The organism is Sphingomonas humi, assembly GCF_039536725.1.
GTDB classification, from domain to species: Bacteria; Pseudomonadota; Alphaproteobacteria; order Sphingomonadales; family Sphingomonadaceae; genus Sphingomicrobium; species Sphingomicrobium humi.
This window is the reverse complement of record NZ_BAAAZD010000002.1, coordinates 922,762-941,726: the sequence shown is the minus strand read 5'-3', so window position 1 is coordinate 941,726 and position 18,965 is coordinate 922,762. Positions and strand designations below refer to the sequence as shown.

At 66.5% G+C, this 18,965-nt stretch carries 12 protein-coding genes and 1 tRNA gene; 6 read left to right on the top strand and 7 right to left on the bottom strand.

Translation table 11 applies throughout. From position 1 onward, the window contains the following. Nucleotides 1-56 precede the first annotated feature (56 nt). Together secA and putA are read left to right on the top strand one after the other, a co-directional pair. The gene (gene secA, locus ABD729_RS12575; RefSeq protein WP_344710783.1) at nucleotides 57-2,777 is read left to right on the top strand and encodes a preprotein translocase subunit SecA; all 2,721 of its coding nucleotides are present in this window, start codon (nucleotides 57-59) and stop codon (nucleotides 2,775-2,777) included. A 106-nt stretch (nucleotides 2,778-2,883) separates the two neighbouring features. Further along, complete coding sequence (putA, locus tag ABD729_RS12570; protein WP_344710781.1) at nucleotides 2,884-6,003, top strand: bifunctional proline dehydrogenase/L-glutamate gamma-semialdehyde dehydrogenase PutA; 3,120 nt, start codon at nucleotides 2,884-2,886, stop codon at nucleotides 6,001-6,003. On the opposite strand, the gene ABD729_RS12565 is transcribed toward putA, so the two are convergent. The 3 genes from ABD729_RS12565 to ABD729_RS12555 all read right to left on the bottom strand — a co-directional run bounded on the left by ABD729_RS12565 (nucleotide 6,000) and on the right by ABD729_RS12555 (nucleotide 7,777). Beyond that, the gene (locus ABD729_RS12565; protein WP_344710779.1) at nucleotides 6,000-6,695 is read right to left on the bottom strand and encodes a VIT1/CCC1 transporter family protein; all 696 of its coding nucleotides are present in this window, start codon (nucleotides 6,693-6,695) and stop codon (nucleotides 6,000-6,002) included. The genes putA and ABD729_RS12565 overlap by 4 nt on opposite strands. A gap of 124 nt (nucleotides 6,696-6,819) precedes the next feature. Beyond that, nucleotides 6,820-6,894 (bottom strand) — tRNA-Asn (locus ABD729_RS12560). 67 nt (nucleotides 6,895-6,961) lie between these two features. Next, complete coding sequence (locus ABD729_RS12555; protein WP_344710777.1) at nucleotides 6,962-7,777, bottom strand: NAD kinase; 816 nt, start codon at nucleotides 7,775-7,777, stop codon at nucleotides 6,962-6,964. 129 nt (nucleotides 7,778-7,906) lie between these two features. Between ABD729_RS12555 and ABD729_RS12550 the strand changes: the two genes are divergently transcribed. After that, nucleotides 7,907-8,731: an EAL domain-containing protein gene (locus ABD729_RS12550; protein ID WP_344710775.1), complete on the top strand. Its 825-nt coding sequence runs from the start codon at nucleotides 7,907-7,909 to the stop codon at nucleotides 8,729-8,731. On the opposite strand, the gene mfd is transcribed toward ABD729_RS12550, so the two are convergent. Both mfd and ABD729_RS12540 read right to left on the bottom strand, forming a co-directional pair. Further along, nucleotides 8,732-12,211, bottom strand: a complete 3,480-nt coding sequence (mfd, locus tag ABD729_RS12545) for a transcription-repair coupling factor (protein WP_344710773.1) — start codon at nucleotides 12,209-12,211, stop codon at nucleotides 8,732-8,734. Beyond that, nucleotides 12,208-12,504, bottom strand: a complete 297-nt coding sequence (locus tag ABD729_RS12540; protein WP_344710771.1) for an FAD assembly factor SdhE — start codon at nucleotides 12,502-12,504, stop codon at nucleotides 12,208-12,210. Before ABD729_RS12540 ends, mfd begins: the two co-directional genes overlap by 4 nt. A gap of 33 nt (nucleotides 12,505-12,537) precedes the next feature. Between ABD729_RS12540 and recG the strand changes: the two genes are divergently transcribed. After that, nucleotides 12,538-14,589, top strand: coding sequence for an ATP-dependent DNA helicase RecG (recG, locus tag ABD729_RS12535; protein ID WP_344710769.1), 2,052 nt, complete (start codon nucleotides 12,538-12,540; stop codon nucleotides 14,587-14,589). Here recG and tyrS read toward each other — a convergent pair. Further along, nucleotides 14,586-15,821: a tyrosine--tRNA ligase gene (tyrS, locus tag ABD729_RS12530; RefSeq protein ID WP_344710767.1), complete on the bottom strand. Its 1,236-nt coding sequence runs from the start codon at nucleotides 15,819-15,821 to the stop codon at nucleotides 14,586-14,588. The two genes, recG and tyrS, sit on opposite strands and share 4 nt — an antisense overlap. Before the next feature lie 44 nt (nucleotides 15,822-15,865). Between tyrS and ABD729_RS12525 the strand changes: the two genes are divergently transcribed. Both ABD729_RS12525 and ABD729_RS12520 read left to right on the top strand, forming a co-directional pair. Continuing rightward, nucleotides 15,866-16,402, top strand: coding sequence for a DOMON-like domain-containing protein (locus ABD729_RS12525; protein ID WP_344710765.1), 537 nt, complete (start codon nucleotides 15,866-15,868; stop codon nucleotides 16,400-16,402). A gap of 10 nt (nucleotides 16,403-16,412) precedes the next feature. Beyond that, nucleotides 16,413-17,615 (top strand): exo-beta-N-acetylmuramidase NamZ family protein, encoded by a 1,203-nt coding sequence (locus tag ABD729_RS12520; protein WP_344710763.1) that lies wholly within the window; start codon nucleotides 16,413-16,415, stop codon nucleotides 17,613-17,615. Nucleotides 17,616-17,720: 105 nt separating this feature from the next. On the opposite strand, the gene ABD729_RS12515 is transcribed toward ABD729_RS12520, so the two are convergent. Continuing rightward, nucleotides 17,721-18,896, bottom strand: coding sequence for a vWA domain-containing protein (locus tag ABD729_RS12515; RefSeq protein ID WP_344710761.1), 1,176 nt, complete (start codon nucleotides 18,894-18,896; stop codon nucleotides 17,721-17,723). Nucleotides 18,897-18,965 lie beyond the last annotated feature (69 nt).

Sequence of the window (18,965 nt, the reverse complement as noted above, 5' to 3'; positions counted from 1 at the left end):
AAAAACGCTCGTGTGCGGGCGCGTATCTTGTTGCCCCGCGCCCTTAAGGATGTTCCATGCTGCAATCGTTCGCCAAGTCGCTCTTCGGCTCGAGCAACGACCGTTACGTCGCCAAGCTCCGTCGGATCGTGGAGGCGATCAACGCGTATGAACCGTCCATCTCGGCGTTCACCGACGAGGAGCTGCGCGGCCAGACGGCGATCTTCCGCCAGCGGCTGGAGAATGGTGCCAAGCTCGACGATCTGCTGCCCGAAGCCTTCGCGACGGTGCGCGAGGCGGCCAAGCGGACGCTCGGCCAGCGCCATTACGACGTCCAGCTGATCGGCGGCATCGCGCTCCACCGCGGCGAAATCGCCGAAATGCGCACCGGCGAGGGCAAGACACTGGTTGCGACGCTCGCGACCTACCTCAACGCGCTTCCGGGCAAGGGCGTCCACGTCGTCACCGTCAACGACTATCTCGCCCGCCGCGACGCGGAATGGATGGGACAGGTCCACAACTTCCTCGGCCTGACGGTCGGCGTGATCGTGCCGAACCTCAACGAGGACGAGCGCCGCGCCGCCTACGACGCCGACATCACCTACGCGACCAACAACGAGCTCGGCTTCGACTACCTGCGCGATAACATGAAATACAGCCGCGACCAGATGGTCCAGCGGCCGTTCAACCATGCGATCGTCGACGAGGTGGACTCGATCCTGATCGACGAAGCGCGCACCCCGCTGATCATTTCCGGTCCCACCGACGACAAGAGCGAGCTCTACATCTCGGTCGATGCGCTGGTGAAGCAGCTGGGCGAGGGCGACTACGAAAAGGACGAGAAGCAGCGCAGCGTCGTCCTCACCGAAGAAGGCACCGAAAAGGCCGAGCGGCTGCTCGAGGAAGCCGGCCTGATCGAGGGCGCGAACCTTTACGACATCGCCAACACGCAGGTGGTTCACCACCTCAACCAGGCGCTCAAGGCGAACACCATGTTCCGCCGCGACATCGATTACATCGTCAAGGACGGCAAGGTCATCATCATCGATGAATTCACCGGCCGGATGATGGACGGACGGCGCTGGTCGGACGGCCTCCACCAGGCGGTCGAAGCCAAGGAAGGCGTGGCGATCGAACCCGAGAACCAGACGCTCGCCTCGATCACCTTCCAGAACTATTTCCGCATGTATCCGAAGCTCTCGGGCATGACCGGCACCGCGCTTACCGAAGCGCCCGAATTCTTCGACATCTACAAGATGAACGTCGTCACCATCCCGACCCATCGGGACATCAGCCGGGTCGATGAAGAGGATGAATTCTACAAGAATATCAACGACAAGTTCGCGGCAATTGCCAAGTCGTTGAAGGAAAAGCAGCAGCTCGGCCAGCCCGTGCTGGTGGGCACCGTCTCGATCGAGAAGTCCGAACTGCTCAGCGAATATCTCGAAAAGGAAGGCGTCGAGCACGCCGTCCTCAATGCCCGCTTCCACGAGAGCGAGGCGCACATCGTCGCGCAGGCCGGACGGCTCGGCAAGGTGACCATCGCCACCAACATGGCCGGCCGCGGCACCGACATCCAGCTTGGCGGCAACATCGAATTCCGGGTCGAGGACGAGCTCCGCGACATGCCTGCGGGCCCCGAGCGCGAGGCGGCCGAGGCGAAGATCCGTGAGGAAGTCCTCGCCGAACGCGAAAAGGTGCGCGAAGTCGGCGGCCTGTTCGTCCTCGGGACCGAGCGGCACGAAAGCCGCCGCATCGACAACCAGCTCCGCGGCCGCTCGGGGCGCCAGGGCGACCCGGGCCTGTCGCGCTTCTATCTCAGCCTCGACGATGACCTGCTGCGCATCTTCGGCCAGCAGACGACCTTCTCGCGCCTGATGGAAAAGAACCTCGAGGATGGCGAAGCGATCGTCTCCCCGTGGATCTCCAAGGCGATCGAGACCGCGCAGAAGAAGGTCGAGGCGCGCAACTACGACATCCGCAAGCAGGTCGTCGAATTCGACGACGTGATGAACGACCAGCGCAAGGTCATCTACGAGCAGCGCGCCGAGATCATGGACGCGGAGCATGTCTCCGACGTCGTCACCGACATGCGCGCCGACACCATCGACGCGCTGGTCAACGCGCACTGCCCGCCGGGCACCTACCCCGAGCAGTGGGACGTCGAGGGGCTCCGCGAAAGCCTCGACGAGGTACTCGGGCTTCAGCCGCCGATCGCCGACTGGTTCAAGGAAGACGGCGTCGACCAGGAGCTGATGATCGAGCGCATCGGTGCCGAGGCCGACGAGGTGATGGTCGCCAAGACCTCCGAACTCGAACCCGACCGCTGGCAGGAGGTCGAAAAGACGGTCCTCATCCAGACGCTGGACCATCACTGGAAGGAGCATCTGGCGACCCTCGACGCGCTCCGCCAGGTCATCCACCTGCGCTCCTACGCGCAGAAGAAGCCGATCGACGAATATAAGTCCGAAGCCTTTGCGCTGTTCGAGCGGCTGCTCGTCGCGATCCGCGAGGACGTGACCAAGACGCTGATGCGGGCGCAGGTTTCGCTTGCGCCGCCGCCGCTGCCCGAACTGCCGGCCTTCCTGACCCAGCATCTCGACCCCCTGTCGGGGCTGGACGACACCGCCGACCTCGACGCTGCGGCGCGCGGTCTGCTGGGCGGGGTCGGGCCGGGCCTCAACATTCCGCAGCCGGATCTTCCGGAAGGCGCGATGGCCGAACCGATCAGCCGCAACGCGCCGTGCCCCTGTGGGTCGGGCAAGAAGTTCAAGCATTGCCACGGGCAACTGGCCTGAGGCTTTCGGACCCTTTCCTCGTCATTGCGAGGAGCGTAGCGACGAAGCAATCCAGAGCGCCGCAAGATGGATTGCCTCGCTGCGCTCGCAATGACGAGTGTCCAAGATGAACGCGCATTACCCGCAAGTCAGCTCCGCCCTCGATCGCGCGGGCGTCCGCCGCGACTATCGCCGCGATGAAGAACAGGTCGTTGCCGAACGGCTCGAGCAGGCGCGCCTGAACCCTTCGCAGGCTCGCGAGTCTGAAGCGGTTGCGCGGACCCTCGTCAGCCACGTGCGCGGGTCGAAGCCCGCAGGCCTCGACGCCTTCCTTCACGCCTACGATCTCGGCTCCGAAGAAGGAGTAGCGCTGATGTGCCTTGCCGAGGCATTGCTGCGCATTCCGGACGCCCAGACCGCGGACGAACTGATCCGCGACAAATTGTCCGGTCCCGACTGGAAGGAAAAGCTTGGCGAGAGCCATTCGCCCTTCGTCAACGCCGCGACCTTCTCCCTGCTGCTGACCGGCAAGGTGCTGGATGCCGGGCACGACAACCGCGGCACCTGGAGCGCCGCCCTTGGCCGCGCGGTCGGCCGCCTTGGCGAACCGGTGATCCGCACCGCGGTTGGCCAGGCGATGAAGATTCTCGGCGGCCAGTTCGTCTTCGGCCGCACCATCGACGAGGCGCTTGAGCGCGCCGCTCCCGAACGCAAGCGCGGCCTAAGCCACAGCTTCGACATGCTCGGCGAAGCGGCACGGACGATGGCTGACGCGGATCGCTATGCCGAGGCCTATCGAAGCGCGATCGCCCGCATCGCGAGGGAGAGCGACGGCAACCTCGTCAGTTCGCCCGGCATCTCGGTCAAGCTGTCGGCACTCCATCCGCGTTACGAGGCGCTGCACGCCGAGGAAGCCAAGGCCTATATCCTCCCGGTCCTGCGCGAACTCGCTGCTGCCGCCAGCGCCGCCAACGTACATCTCACCATCGATGCCGAAGAGGCCGACCGGCTCGAACTGCAGATGGACTGCTTGGAGGCGCTGGTCGCCGACGACAGCCTGTTCGCGAACGGCTGGACCGGGCTTGGCATCGCCCTCCAGGCCTATGCCAAGCGAGCGCGTCCGGTGACCGAATGGGTGGTCGGGCTTGCCCGCGCCCATCGCCGCACGCTGATGGTCCGGCTGGTCAAGGGCGCCTATTGGGACAGCGAGATCAAGGTCGCCCAGGTCGGCGGCTACGACGATTATCCGGTCTTCACCCGCAAGGTGGCGACCGATGTCTCCTATCTCGCCTGCGCCAAGGTCATGCTCGGCGCGCCGGACTGCATCTATCCGGCCTTCGCGACCCACAATGCGACCACCATCGGGGCGATCAAGGCGCTTGCCGGAACCACTCCCTTCGAATTCCAGCGCCTCCACGGCATGGGCGAGGAATTGTTCGAAGGACTCGCGAAGCTCGAGCGCGAACTTGGCGTGCCGCAGACCCCGGTTCGCATCTACGCGCCTGTCGGCAGCCATAAAGAACTGCTCGCCTATCTCGTCCGCCGCCTGCTCGAAAATGGCGCCAACAGCTCATTCGTGAACCGCATTGCCGATGCCGAGATCGGGGTCGATGATCTGATCCGCGATCCCGTCACCCAGCTTTCGGCTATGACACCCCGGCGCAATCCCGCCATCGCACTGCCGGGAGAGATGTTCGGAACGACCCGCCACAACAGCGCGGGCTGCGACCTCACCGACGTCGGTGTGCGTGAGCCCTTGCTGCGCCGCCTTGCCGAGCTCGAGCGCCAGCGCTGGACCGCAGGGCAGGGGAACGGCCCGCGCGGCGAGATCCGTGCGCCGTTCGACCGCAGCATCCTGGTCGGCGAAGTGATCGAAAGCTCCTCGGCCGACATCGATGCCATGCTGACCCGCGCCCATGCCGCGCAACAGGGCTGGGACGCGCTTGGCGGCGAAGCACGCGCCGACCTGCTCGACTGCACCGCCGACCTGTTCGAGGCACATCGGGATGAATTCTACTCGCTGTGCATTCGCGAAGCAGGGAAGACGCTTCCCGACGCGGTGCTCGAAGTGCGCGAGGCGGTCGACTTCCTCCGCTATTACGCGGCCGAGGGTCGCCGCCTGGCGCAGCCGGTACGCTTGCCCGGACCGACGGGGGAGCTGAACGAGCTTCGCCTGCACGGCCGGGGCACATGGACCTGCATCAGCCCGTGGAATTTCCCGCTCGCCATTTTCATCGGCCCGGTTGCCGCTGCGCTTGCCGCCGGCAATTGCGCGATCGCCAAGCCGGCCGAACAAACCCCGCTGATCGGCGGCCTCGCGATCCGGCTGATGCACGAAGCCGGCGTTCCCGCCGACGTCGTCCAGCTAGCGGTCGGCGACGGCAAGGTCGGCGCGGCCCTGGTCGCGCATCCGCTGACTGCGGGCGTGGCTTTCACCGGCTCGACCGCGGTCGCCAAGGCGATCAATCGCACGCTTGCCGAACGCGACGGGCCGATCGTCCCGCTGATCGCGGAAACGGGCGGGCAGAACGCGATGATCGTCGACAGCTCGGCCCTGCCCGAACAGGTCACCCGCGACGTCGTCGCGTCGGCCTTCCAGTCGGCCGGCCAGCGCTGCTCGGCGCTTCGCGTCCTGTTCGTCCAGGACGACGTCGCCGACACCATGCTGACGATGATCAGGGGAGCGATGGAAGCGCTCACCATCGGCGATCCGCGGATGCCCGATACCGACGTCGGCCCGGTCATCGACGAGGATGCAAAACGCTCGCTCGACGCCCATGTCGCCGAATTACGCGCCGCCGGACGGATCGTCGCCGAGCTTCCGCTGCCCGAGAACAACGGCAGCTTCGTCGCGCCGGTGATCGCCGAACTGCCGAGCCTCGCCGAATTGAAGGACGAGCATTTCGGGCCGATCCTCCACGTCATCCGCTGGAAGTCGGGCGAGCTCGACCGCGTGATCGACCAGGTCAACGCCACCGGCTACGGCCTGACCCTTGGCCTCCAGAGCCGGATCGACACCGTCGCCGAGCACGTCGCCCGACGCGCCCGCGTCGGCAACCTCTACATCAATCGCAATCAGATCGGCGCGGTGGTGGAAAGCCAGCCGTTCGGCGGCGAAGGCCTGTCGGGCACGGGCCCCAAGGCGGGCGGACCGCACTATGTGGCGCGCTTCGGGACCGAGCGGGTGACCTGCGTCGACACCACCGCGGCCGGCGGCAACGCAACGCTGATGGCGGCGATCGACTAGACCGCGGTTCCGACCAGCTTGCCGATGCCGGCGGTAATCGCCATCGCCAGCGCGCCCCAGAAGAACACCCGGAAGGTGGCCTTGCCGACCGGCGCGCCGCCGCTTCTCGCGCCCAACGCGCCGAGCAGGGCGAGGAACAGCAGCGAGGCGGCGGTCACGGCGACGATCATCGTCTGGCCGATCGGGGTAAGGAAGGCGATCAGCAGCGGGAGGCTCGCGCCCGCGGTAAAGGTCGCGGCCGACGTCAGCGCCGCCTGCACTGGCCGCGCCGAAGTGACATGGCTGATTCCGAGCTCCTCGCGGGCATGGGTGCCGAGCGCGTCCTTCGCCATCAATTGCCGTGCGACCTCGTCGGCGGTCTGCGCCGTCACGCCGCGCTGCTGATAGATACGCGACAGCTCGTGCAGCTCCAGCTCGGGCGATTGCTCGAGTTCGGCGCGCTCGCGGGCGAGGTCGGCGGTCTCGGTGTCGGCCTGCGAACTGACCGAGACATATTCGCCCGCCGCCATCGACATCGCGCCCGCGACCAGCCCCGCGGCCCCGGCCAGCAGCACCTCGGCCTTGCCCGATGCCGCAGCGGCAACCCCGACGATCAGGCTTGCGGTGGAGACGATCCCGTCATTGGCACCAAGGACGGCCGCGCGCAGCCAGCCGATCCGCTCCACCAGATGCCGCTCGACATGTGACCGCATCGTTCCTGCCTTCCTGACTGCCGCGCGAGCATGGGACAGGCGCGGTCAGCGTGCAACCGATGCTGATAGAAGCGAAAAGCGGGCAGGGCGTTACGCCCATCATGCCGCGCGCTTTTCTAAAAGATGGCTCCCCGAGTTGGATTCGAACCAACGACCAAGTGATTAACAGTCACCTACTCTACCGCTGAGCTATCGGGGAACGATGCCTTGGGCGAGCGGGCCTATGGCGCAGCGATCCGCGCTTGGCAAGCCTCAAGCGCGGCAAATCATGTGGCAAATTGTTCGGCGGCAATCCGTTCGTCGAGCGCCTGCTCGGGATCGAACAGGAGGGTCAACGACTGGCTGCGGTCGAGCGCGATCTCGACTTCCTCGACGTCACGCACCTCGAACTGGTCGGCAACCGCGGAAACCAGCCGATCGGCGGGTTCTAGGACGCGAAACGTCACCTTGGTTTCGTCCGGAAGGATCGCGCCGCTCCAGCGCCGCGGACGGAACGGGGCAATCGGGGTAAGCGCGAGAAGGGGGGCTGACAGCGGCAAGATCGGTCCCCGCGCGGAGAAATTATAAGCCGTCGAGCCTGCAGGGGTGGCAACCAGCACGCCATCGGCGACCAGTTCTGGAAGGACGACGCGGCCGTTCACCGAAACCTCGATCTTGGCCGCCTGCCGGGTTTCGCGAAGCAGCGACACTTCGTTGATCGCGGCGTGGGTCCATTCATCGCCATGCACCGTCCGGGCCCGCATGGTCAGCGGGGCAATACTAACCGCCTTGGCGCCTTCGATCCGTTCGAGCAGGCAGTCGAGCCGCCATTCGTTCATCAGGAAGCCGACGGTGCCGCGATTGATCCCGAACACCGGCCTTGCTTCCCCGCCGTCGAGCATTTGGTGCAGCGTATGCAGCATGAAGCCATCACCGCCCAAGGCGACCAGGGTCGTCGCATTACGCTCCTCGGCGAAATGGTAGCGGCGGCGAAGCATGGCCGCGGCCGCCTGCGCCGCCTCACCGCGGCTGGCGACCAGCGCGATGCCGGCGTCCCTCAGGTCCTGGCGCTCGGGGCGTTGCTGCGGCAGTTCGGCGCTCAAGCTTCCGGCACTCCTGTTGCGCCCTCAAGAGGCAAGCATAGCGGCTCGTCCGCCGTGCCGCCACCGTCCCGATGTGGAGCAAGCGGTAGGCGACGTCCTGTATCCGGTCGTGCTATGCCTTAGGGCAGGATGATGGTTCCACCAGCTTCTTCTCCAGCGCTTGCGCCTGCCCGCCGTGGCAGCGACGCCGCTATCGAGCCCGTCCCCGCCGTCGCGCGCATCGACCTGGCGCTCGAAGCGCTGCTTGCCGAAGACAAGATTACGCTCGCCTATCAGCCGCAGATTAGCGTCGCGACGGGCGAAGTCGTCGGGGTCGAGGCGCTGGCCCGTGACCCTGGCGGCATGACGCCAGATACGATGTTCGCACGGGCCGCCGCCGCCGCACTTGGCGAGCGATTGTCGCGCGCCGTGCAGCGCAAGGCGCTCCGGGCGATGGGCAGCTGGACCGGCCGGCTGGGCGAGCTCCGGCTGTCGCTGAACCTCCTTCCCGAAGACCTCGCGCGTCCGGGCTACGAACGCTGGCTGCTGGACGAGATTGCGGCTGCCGGCTTGGCGCCCGAACGGGTCACGGCTGAAATCACCGAATCCAGCCTGATCGCCGATCCCGTCGCGGCCGCGGCCCGGCTGGCCTGCCTGCGCGCCGCGGGGGTGAGGATCGCGGTCGACGATTTCGGAACTGGCTACGCGAGCCTCGCCTGGCTGACGACCCTGCCGCTCGACATGATCAAGATCGACCGCGGGCTCATCCTCGACCTCGTCGGCGGACGCCGCGCGCAGATCGTGGTCAAGGCCCTGATCGCGCTCGCCCGCGAACTCGACCTGCAGGTGCTGGTCGAAGGGGTGGAAGATCCCGAGCAACTGACCCTGCTGCAGGCCTGGAACTGCGATTATTACCAGGGTTTCCTCGGCGCCAAGGCGATGGCCCAGGACGAACTGGCCGCCTTCCTCGCCTGATCAGGCGGCGACCTTCTCCCGTTTGCCGGCCGCGGCGACCCGCGCCAGCCCGCGGCTCAATTGCAGCGCGCCGTTCAATCGCTGCGACGGGCTCGCCCAGTCGCGGCTGACCACCAGTTTCTGGTCGGGACGCAGCTTCGCCGTGCCCTTCAGCCGGGCAATATAATCGAACAGGCCTTTGACGTCGGGGAAGCCCGACGGGGCGAACGTCACCACCGCGCCGCGCAGGCCCGCATCCAGCTTGGCGATCCCCGCCGCGCGGCAGTGGATCTTGGTTTCCACCACCTGCAAGAGATTGCTGGTCTCCTCCGGCAGCTTGCCGAAGCGGTCGATCATCTCGGCGGCGAACTCCTCGACCTCGCGCGGGCTCTCCAGTTCGCCAAGGCGGCGATACAGGCCCATCCGCAGGTCGAGGTCGGGGACATAGTCGTCGGAAATCATGATCGGCGCTTCGACATTGATCTGCGGCGAGAATTCGTCAGGCTTGTCCTCGCGCTGCCCGCCCGCCTTCATGTCGAGGATCGCGTCTTCCAGCATCGACTGGTAAAGTTCGAACCCGACTTCCTTGATGTGCCCCGACTGTTCGTCGCCTAGCAGATTGCCCGCGCCGCGGATGTCGAGGTCGTGACTGGCAAGCTGGAAGCCGGCGCCAAGGCTATCGAGGTTCGACAGCACCGTCAGGCGCTTCTCGGCGGTCTCGGTGATCTGCCGGTCGGGCGGGGTCGTCATATAGGCATATGCCCGGGTCTTCGAACGCCCGACTCGGCCGCGCAGCTGATACAGCTGGGCCAGCCCGAACCGCTCGGCGCGGTGGACGATCAGGGTGTTCGCCGACGGAATATCCAGCCCGCTCTCGACGATCGTGGTCGACAGCAGCACGTCATACTTGCGGTCGTAGAAGGCGCTCATCCGCTCCTCGACCTCGGTCGGGGCAAGCTGGCCGTGGGCAACGATCGGCTTCACCTCGGGCACTTCCTCGCGCAGCCATTCCTCGATGTCGGGAAGGTCGGAAATGCGCGGCACCACGAAATAGCTCTGCCCGCCGCGATAATGTTCGCGCAGCAGGGCTTCGCGGATCACCACCGGATCCCACGGGGTGACGTAGGTCCGCACCGCTAACCGGTCGACCGGCGGGGTCTGGATCACGGACAGTTCGCGAAGCCCGCTCATCGCCATCTGCAGTGTCCTCGGGATGGGCGTGGCGGTCAGGGTCAGGACATGGACGTCCGCCTTGAGCGCCTTCAGCCGTTCCTTGTGGGTGACCCCGAAGCGCTGTTCTTCGTCAACGATGACAAGGCCTAGCTTCTTGAACTTCACACCCTTTGCGAGGATTGCATGGGTGCCGACGACGATGTCGATCTGCCCTTCCTCAAGCAATTCCTTGGTGCGCTTGGCCTCGTTGGCCGCAACCAGTCGCGACAGGCGGCCGACCTCGATCGGGAAGCCCTTCAGGCGGTCGACGAAGTTCGAATAATGCTGCCGGGCAAGCAGGGTGGTGGGGCAGACTACCGCCACTTGATAGCCTGCCATCGCCGCGACGAAGGCGGCCCGCAGCGCCACTTCGGTCTTGCCGAAGCCGACGTCGCCGCAGACCAGGCGGTCCATCGGGCGTCCGGCGGCAAGATCCTCGAGCACGTCGCCGATCGCGCGGTTCTGGTCGTCGGTTTCCTCGTAGGGGAAACGGTCGACCATGGCGGGGTAGGCGCTGTCGGGCTCCGCGACGACGCCCTGGCGCATCGCGCGAAGGGCCGCGGTCTTGATGAGCTCGCCCGCGATTTCGCGGATCCGCTCCTTCATCCGGGCCTTGCGGCGCTGCCACGCCTCGCCGCCAAGGCGGTCGAGCGCGACGCCGTCCTCGCCGCTGCCATAGCGCGACAGCACGTCGATATTCTCGACCGGCACGTACAGCTTGTTGCCGCCGGCATATTCCAGCGCGACGCAATCATGGGGCGCGCGGCCGACCTGGACCTGGGTTAGGCCCTCGTAGCGGCCGATGCCATGTTCGGCGTGCACCACCAGGTCACCGGGGGTGAGGGTCGCCAGTTCCGACAGGAAGGCGTCGGCACTCTTCTTGCGCTTGCGCCGCCGTACCAGCCGGTCGCCGAGCATGTCCTGTTCGGTGAGGACGGCAACCTGCGGGGTGGTGAAACCATGGTCGAGCGGGAGCACCAGCAGGGCGGTGACGTCCTGTGCGCCCAGGGCCTCCTGCCAGTCCGCGACCATCTTCTGGCCAGTAAGGCCGTGGTCTTTCAGCAGTCCGGCAAGCCGCTCGCGAGCGCCGGTGGTGTAGCTTGCCAGAATGACTTTCTGCTTGTTTCTACGCAGCTTGGCGACGTGCTTGACGACCGCTTCGTAGATATTTTCGTTCTGAGCCCGCTCCGGCGCGAAGTCGCGGGCGCCGGTCACGCCGAAGTCTATGACCCGGTCCGACGCCGGTTCCGGGAAGGCGGTCGCGAGATGCACCGGCCGCTCGGCCAGCAGGCCGTCCCATTCTTTCGACGACAGGTAGAGCGACGAAGGCGCAAGCGGTCGGTAGCTGCCGGGCTCGGCGACCATCGCCCGCTCGCGGTTGGAGAAATAATCCTGGATCGCCTCGCGCCGGCTGGCGATCGCGCCATCGACGCCGCCGTCGCGAAGCATGATGTCGCCCTCGCCCAGATGGTCGAACAGAGTTTCCAGCCGCTCCTCGAACAGGGGCAGCCAATGCTCCATGCCGGCAAGCCGCCGCCCGTCGCTGACCGCCTGGTACAGCGGATCGCCGGTCGCATTGGCGCCGAACTGCTCGCGGTAGCGGGCGCGGAAGCGCTTGATGCTGTCCTCGTCGAGCAGCGCTTCGCTGGCCGGCATCAGGGTGAAGGGCTCGGCCGTGCCGATGGTGCGCTGGTCCGCCGGATCGAAGGCGCGCATCGTCTCGATCTCATCGCCGAAGAAATCGAGCCGGATCGCGTGCGGCAGGCCGGAGGGATAGAGGTCGAGAAGACCCCCGCGCACCGCGAACTCGCCGGCATCGGCGACGCTGTCGGTGCGGTGATAGCCATTGGCGGTCAGCAGGGTGATCAGCTTGTCGCGCTCGATCCGCTCGCCCGGCGCCAGGCGGCGGGTCAGCTGGCGGATCCGGAACGGCGTCAGCGTCCGTTGGGTCGCGGCATTGGCGGTGGTCACCAGAAGCTGCGGCTTGTCGGCCTTTTCCTGCAGACGATTGAGCGTCGCCAGCCGCTCGGCCATGACGCGCAGCGCGGGGGAGGCGCGGTCGTAGGGCAGGCAGTCCCACGCCGGAAAGGTCAGCACTTCAAGCTCGGGGGCGAACGCCGGGGCATTTTCCGCCAGCGCCCGCATGGCGACCTCGTCCGAGGCAATCACCACGGCACGGCCCGTCGCAGCGCGAGCGAGATCGGCCGCCAGCCACGGCAGGAAGCCCGCCGGCACGGACGCCAGCGTCAGCGGCGCCGACGCCTTGAGGATGCGCTGGAGGTCGCTCACCGGTCGATCGGCAGATAGTCGAGGCGCTGCATGGCAATCATCATCTCGCCCTGAAACCGTTCAGGGACGGGCTGGGTCCCGATCGCCCACGCCATGATGTCGACGTCCTGCTCCTCGAGCAGTGTTTCGAACAGCGCCTTTTCCTGCGCGTCCCATTGCTGGTGGTGCCGGTCAAAGAAGCCGCCGATCATCCGGTCGGCTTCCTTGGTGCCGCGATGGTGCGCGCGCCACCGCAGGCGCTTGGTCGTCGGATCGTCGAGCATGGCCGCCATGTAGTCAAAGCGCGCGCGCATTGCGAGCGGCGGGGCCTTAAGTAGAAGAGCGGTATGCGGCCCGATCTCCTCAACCCCCTGTTCTCCGAGGTGGAGACCCTGAAAGGGGTCGGCCCGCAGGTCGCCAAGCAGCTTGCCCGGCTCAACCTCACCCGCGCGGTCGACCTCCTGTTCCACCTGCCGACCGGGGCGATCGAGCGGGTCCGCGCGCCCGGTGCCTCGCCAGTGCTGCTCGGAAGGCAGGTGATCCTCGACGTCACCCCCCGCGAGATCCGGCAGAGCCGCGGGCGCGGGCCGACCCGCGTCCACGCCGTCGACGGCGAGGGCAACATGCTGACCCTTGCCTTCTTCAACAATGGCGGCTGGGCGGCCAAGCAGCTGCCGCTCGGCGAGACGCGCACCGTCACCGGCAAGCTCGAAGCCTATGGCGACGAATGGCAGATGGTCCACCCGGAAGTGACCGAGCCCGGCAAGGCGGGGCCTGCGCTCAAGGAAACCGTCTACCCGCTGACCGAAGGCCTGACGTCGCGCCGGCTGCGCGAGCTGGTGACGGCGGCGCTCGACCGAGCACCGGCGCTGAGCGAATGGATCGAGCCGTCGGTGCTCGACCGCCACGGCTGGCGCGACTGGCGCACGAGCCTTGCCACGGTCCATGCCGAGCCGGCGGACAATGCCGCCCACCAGCGCCTCGCCTATGACGAGATCTTCGCCAATCAGCTGGCGCTCGCCCTGCTGCGGCAGGTCAGCCGGAGGCGGCGCGGAGTCGCGCTGCGTGGCGACGGGCGGCTGACCGACGCGCTCAAGCTCCCCTACACGCTGACCGGGGCGCAGCGGCGCGTGGTGCAGGAAATCCGCGACGACATGGGCCAGGAAGCGCCGATGCTGCGGCTGCTGCAGGGCGATGTCGGTTCGGGCAAGACCCTCGTAGCGCTGCTCGCCATGCTCGAAGCGGTGGAGGCGGGGGCACAGGCAGCGATGCTGGCGCCGACCGAAATCCTTGCCAGGCAACATCATGCAACCCTGCTCAAGCAACTGGATTCGCTCGGTGTTCGGGTCGCGATCCTCACTGGCCGCGAAAAGGGCAAGATCCGCGATTCGATCCTGATGGGGCTTGCCGACGGGACGATCGACATCCTCGTCGGCACCCACGCCATCTTCCAGGACAAGGTCGCCTACCGCCGCCTCGGCCTCGTGGTGATCGACGAACAGCATCGCTTCGGCGTGTCCGAACGGCTGCTGCTCACCGCCAAGGGGTCGAGCACGCCGCACCTCTTGGCGATGACCGCGACACCGATCCCGCGCACGCTGACCCTGACCCAATATGGCGAGATGGATGTCAGCCGCCTCGACGAGATGCCGCCCGGCCGGACCCCGGTCGAGACCCGCGTGATCGCCGAGGAGCGGATCGGCGACGTCGTCGAGGGCCTTGCACGACATGTCGCGGCGGGTGGTCAGGCCTATTGGGTCTGCCCGCTGGTGGCCGAAAGCGAGAACAGCGATGCCGCCGCGGCCGAAGATCGCGCGGCGTCCCTGGCCCTGCGCTTCCCCGGCCAGGTCGGCCTGGTCCATGGTCGCATGAAAGGCCCCGAAAAGGACGCGGTGATGGCCGAATTCGCGGCCGACCGCCTGAAGATCCTGGTCGCGACGACGGTGATCGAGGTCGGCGTCGACGTTCCCAATGCCGCACTGATGATCATCGAGGGGGCCGAACGCTTCGGCCTCGCGCAACTCCACCAGCTGCGCGGACGGGTCGGTCGCGGCGCCGCCAAATCGACCTGCCTGCTACTGCGCGGAAGCATGCTCAGCGAAACAGGGAGGGCGCGGCTCGCCCTGATGCGCGAAACCAATGACGGCTTCCGGATCGCCGAGGAGGATCTGCGGCTGCGCGGACCGGGCGAAATCCTCGGGGTCCGGCAAAGCGGCGAAGCGCAGTTCCGCCTCGCCGGGCCCGAACAGGTTCAGGAACTCGCGCCCATGGCGACGCAGGACGCCCGCCTGCTGCTCGACCGCGACGGCGGGCTCAGCGGTCCGCGCGGTGAAGCGGCAAGGCTCTGCCTCTACCTGTTCGAGCGCGACCAGGCAGTGGATTTGCTCCGTTCGGGTTAGGGGAGAAGTAGCCCGTGCTTCTTCTTGCCAAGACTGAGCTTTCGCTCGGAAGTCACGGACAGAACAGCGGAAATATCGCTCACCGCTTCGCCGTCCAGCTTCACCGCGCCCTCGGCGACCTTGCGCTTGGCCTCACCGTTGGACGCGCAGAAGCCCAGTTGCACCAGCGCCGCCAGCAGCCCGATTTCGCCGCCAGTCTCCACGCTCGGCAACGCCTCGCCCGCGCCCCCGCCGGCAAAGGTCGCCGCTGCGGTCGCCGCCGCCGCCTCGGCAGCCTCGCGCCCGTGCAGCATGGCGGTGGCCTCGGTCGCCAGCACGATCTTGGCCTGGTTGATGTCGGCACCCTCGAGCGCCTCGAGCCGCGCTACTTCGCCGAGCGGCAGGTCGGTGAACAGCTTGCAGAAGCGCGCAACGTCGGCGTCCGCCGTGTTCCGCCAGAACTGCCAGTAATCATAGGCGCTGAGGCGATAGCCGTCGGGCCCTTGCGCATTCAGCCACACCGCGCCCTGCGCCGTCTTGCCCATCTTGCCGCCGTCCGCCGTGGTGATGAGTGGCGTGGTGACCGCGAACACTTCCGTCCCGTCGGCTCGGCGGCACAGTTCGACGCCGTTGATGATGTTGCCCCACTGGTCCGACCCGCCCATCTGCAGCCGGCAGCCATGCCGCCGCGACAGCTCGAGGAAGTCGTAGGCCTGCATGATCATGTAATTGAATTCGAGGAAGGACAGCGACTGCTCGCGCTCGAGCCGGAGCTGCACGCTGTCGAAGGTCAGCATGCGATTGACCGAGAAATGCCGCCCAACCTCGCGCAGGAAGGGGAGGTATTCGAGCCGGTCGAGCCATTCGGCATTGTCCACCAGGATCGCGTCGGTCGGCCCATCGCCGAAAGTCAGGAAGCGTTCGAACACCTGGCGGATGCCCGCGATATTGGCCGCGATCGCCTCCTCGTCGAGGAGCTTGCGCTCTTCGGCCTTGAAGCTCGGATCGCCGACCTTGGTGGTACCCCCGCCCATCAGCACGATCGGCTTGTGGCCCGCCTGCTGGAGGCGCCGAAGCAGCATGATCTGGACCAGGCTGCCGACGTGCAGGCTGGGCGCCGTCGCGTCGAAGCCGATATAGCCGGTGACGACCTCCTTGCCGGCCAGCGCGTCGAGACCGGCCGCATCGGTCATCTGGTGCACATAGCCGCGCTCGTCGAGGACGCGGAGAAGCGAGGAAGAGTAGGTCGTCATGCCGCAGCGCTTAGCTTACCGGCCGCAATGACGTAAGGTGGGCCATGCGCTTCGAACTCGCACCGCACCCTGGCACGGTCCCAAACCCGCCATTCTCCCTCTGGGCATCGGCGGAACGCAGCGCCGCGTTCGGCAGCACCGCGACCCTCAACCTGTGGTTCGGGATCAGCGCGCCGATCGGGCGCTTCCGTGTTCCCCTGGCCGATCACGAGCCCACGCGCCGCGACAATCTGTGGCAATCGACCTGCTTCGAATGTTTCCTCAAGGAAGAAGGGCAAGACGCTTACCAGGAATGGAATTTTGCGCCGTCGGGTGATTGGGCGGCCTATGACTTCGCGGCCGAGCGGGAAGACATGGCGCCCGCCGAAGTCACCAGTCCGCCCTACATCCGGACCGAGGATAATCTCACCTGGTGGGGGCTTGGCGCGACGCTCTCGATCCCCGCCGAACCCCGCTTCACCATCGCGCTCAGCGCCGTAATCGAGGAACAGAGCGGCGCCCGCCACTTCTTCGCGCTCCATCATCCGTCGGATCAGCCCGACTTCCACCATCCGGATTGCTTCACCGCGCGACTGGCGTAGGACGGGGCCCATGACCCTGTTTGGTATCGACCGCCTGCTCGCCGACCCCGCGCTTCGCCGCCCACTCGAAGGGCGCCGCGTCGCGCTCGTCGGCCATCCCGCCTCGGTCACCGCCGACCTCACCCACAGCATCGATGCGCTGATCGCTGTCGGCCTCAACGTCACTGCGGCCTTTGGCCCGCAGCATGGCCTCAAGGGCGATAAGCAGGACAATATGGTCGAAACCGCGGACGAGACCGATCCGCGCCTCGGCATTCCGGTGTTCAGCCTTTACGGCGAGGTTCGCCGCCCGACCGGCCAGATGATGAGCACCGCCGACGTGTTCCTGTTCGACTTGCAGGATCTCGGCTGCCGCATCTACACCTTCGTCACGACCCTGCTCTACCTGCTCGAAGCCGCGGCCGAGAGCGGCAAGGAAGTGTGGGTGCTCGACCGCCCCAACCCCGCCGGCCGCCCGGTCGAAGGCACGCTCCTCGAACCCGGCTGGGAAAGCTTCGTTGGTGCCGGCCCGGTGCCGATGCGCCACGGCCTGACGATGGGCGAGATGGGTCAGTGGTTCATCGAACATTTCAAGCTCGACGTCGCCTACCGCGTCATCGCCATGGAAGGCTGGGAGCCCGAAGCGGCACCGGGCTTCGGCTGGCCGGCGGACCGCATCTGGATCAATCCCAGCCCCAATGCCGCCACCCTGAACATGGCGCGGGCCTATGCCGGCACCGTCATGCTGGAAGGCACCACGCTCAGCGAGGGCAGGGGCACCACGCGCGCGCTGGAATTGTTCGCGGCGCCCGGCCTCGACGCCCGCGCCATCCATGCCGAGATGAAACGCATCGCGCCGCACTGGCTCACCGGCTGCACGCTGCGCGAAATCTTCGTCGAGCCTACATTCCACAAGCATTCGGGATCGCTTTGCTCGGGCCTGTTCATCCATGCCGAGGGGCCGGGCTACGGCCACCATGCCTTCCAGCCGTGGCGGCTTCAGGCGCTCGCCTTCAAGGCGATCCGCAACCTCCGGCCGGACTACGACCTGTGGCGCGACTTTCCCTACGAATATGAATTCGACAAGCTTGCGATCGACGTCATCAACGGCGGGCCGGCGCTGCGCGCCTGGGTCGATGATGCCGCAGCGACCGCCGACGACCTCGATGTCCGTACCCGCCCCGACGAGCAGGCCTGGGAAGAGCAGACGGCGCGCCACCGGCTCTACTTGTGATGTAGGATTTGCTCTGCTCTAAGAACCGGGGAGGTTCGTTGAGCGGGCAGGGAGGGGGTGCGCGAGGGGTGCGGACCCCGACAACTTCGACAACTTCGTGAACTGCTACCGCTTGCGACTGAGTGTCCGCATCGCCGCTTCAAGTCCCTGAAGGCTCAAGGGAAACATGCGGTCGTCCATCAGCTTGCGGATGATCGAGGTAGAAGCCGAGTGGCCCCAATAGGGCTCCGGCGTGGGGTTGATCCAGGCAGCGCTGGCATAAGCGTCGGTCAGCCGCTTCAGCCACACCGCGCCCGCTTCCTCGTTCATATGCTCGATCGAACCGCCCGGATGGGTGATCTCGTACGGGCTCATCGCGGCGTCGCCGACGATCACCAGCTTATGGTCGGCCCCGAACTTGTGGATGACGTCGATGGTGTTGGTCCGCTCGGCCCACCGCCGCCGGTTTTCCTTCCACACGCCCTCATAGATGCAGTTGTGGAAGTAGTAATGTTCAAGGTGCTTGAACTCGCTTCGGCAGGCGCTGAACAGCTCTTCGACCAGGCGCACATGCCCGTCCATCGACCCGCCGATATCGAGGAATAGCAGCAGCTTCACCGCATTGTGCCGCTCGGGCCGCATCCTGACGTCGAGCCACCCGCGGCGCGCCGTGCCGTCGATCGTCCCTTCAAGGTCGAGCTCGTCCGCCGCGCCTTCCCGGGCGAAGCGGCGGAGGCGGCGCAGGGCGACCTTGATCGCCCGCGTCCCGATCTCGCGCCGGTCGTCGAGATCCTGGAATTCGCGCTTCTCCCAGACCTTGATGGCCCGGCCATGCTTCCCCGGACCGCCGATCCGAACCCCCTCGGGATTATACCCGCCATGCCCGAACGGAGAGGTGCCGCCGGTGCCGATCCACTTGTTGCCGCCTTCGTGGCGCCCCTGCTGCTCCTCGAGCCGCTTCTTCAGCGTCTCCATGATCTCGTCCCACGAGCCGAGCGACTTGATCTGCTCCATCTCCTCGGCCGTCAGATATTTCTCGGCGACCAGACGCAGCCATTCCTCGGGGATGGCTGGCGCTTCCTCACCGCTGCTCATCAATCCCTTGAAGACCTCGCCGAAAATCCGGTCGAACCGGTCGAGCTTGGTCTCGTCGTGCACGAAGACGGAGCGGGCGAGATAATAGAATTGCTCGGGTGATTGCTCGATCACGCCGGCGTCCAGCGCCTCCAGAAGCAGCAGATGCTCCTTGAGACTTGCCGGGATGCCGCCCCGGCGAAGCGCTTCGACGAAGGAAATGAACATGGGGCGGAATTAGCACAGAGGGGCGGGGCTGCGTAGGCGTTACGATCAAGCGCCTTCCCGTCCCGTTAT

What these genes read in the sequence shown, in the direction of transcription:
- ABD729_RS12520 (WP_344710763.1), top strand. Translation starts at nt 16,413, where the DNA reads ATGACCCTGTTTGGTATCGACCGCCTGCTCGCCGACCCCGCGCTTCGC.
- ABD729_RS12550 (WP_344710775.1), top strand. Translation starts at nt 7,907, where the DNA reads ATGATGGTTCCACCAGCTTCTTCTCCAGCGCTTGCGCCTGCCCGCCGT.
- secA (WP_344710783.1), top strand. Translation starts at nt 57, where the DNA reads ATGCTGCAATCGTTCGCCAAGTCGCTCTTCGGCTCGAGCAACGACCGT.
- putA (WP_344710781.1), top strand. Translation starts at nt 2,884, where the DNA reads ATGAACGCGCATTACCCGCAAGTCAGCTCCGCCCTCGATCGCGCGGGC.
- ABD729_RS12540 (WP_344710771.1), bottom strand. Translation starts at nt 12,504, where the DNA reads ATGCGCGCGCGCTTTGACTACATGGCGGCCATGCTCGACGATCCGACG.
- ABD729_RS12565 (WP_344710779.1), bottom strand. Translation starts at nt 6,695, where the DNA reads ATGCGGTCACATGTCGAGCGGCATCTGGTGGAGCGGATCGGCTGGCTG.
- ABD729_RS12515 (WP_344710761.1), bottom strand. Translation starts at nt 18,896, where the DNA reads ATGTTCATTTCCTTCGTCGAAGCGCTTCGCCGGGGCGGCATCCCGGCA.
- recG (WP_344710769.1), top strand. Translation starts at nt 12,538, where the DNA reads ATGCGGCCCGATCTCCTCAACCCCCTGTTCTCCGAGGTGGAGACCCTG.
- ABD729_RS12525 (WP_344710765.1), top strand. Translation starts at nt 15,866, where the DNA reads ATGCGCTTCGAACTCGCACCGCACCCTGGCACGGTCCCAAACCCGCCA.
- tyrS (WP_344710767.1), bottom strand. Translation starts at nt 15,821, where the DNA reads ATGACGACCTACTCTTCCTCGCTTCTCCGCGTCCTCGACGAGCGCGGC.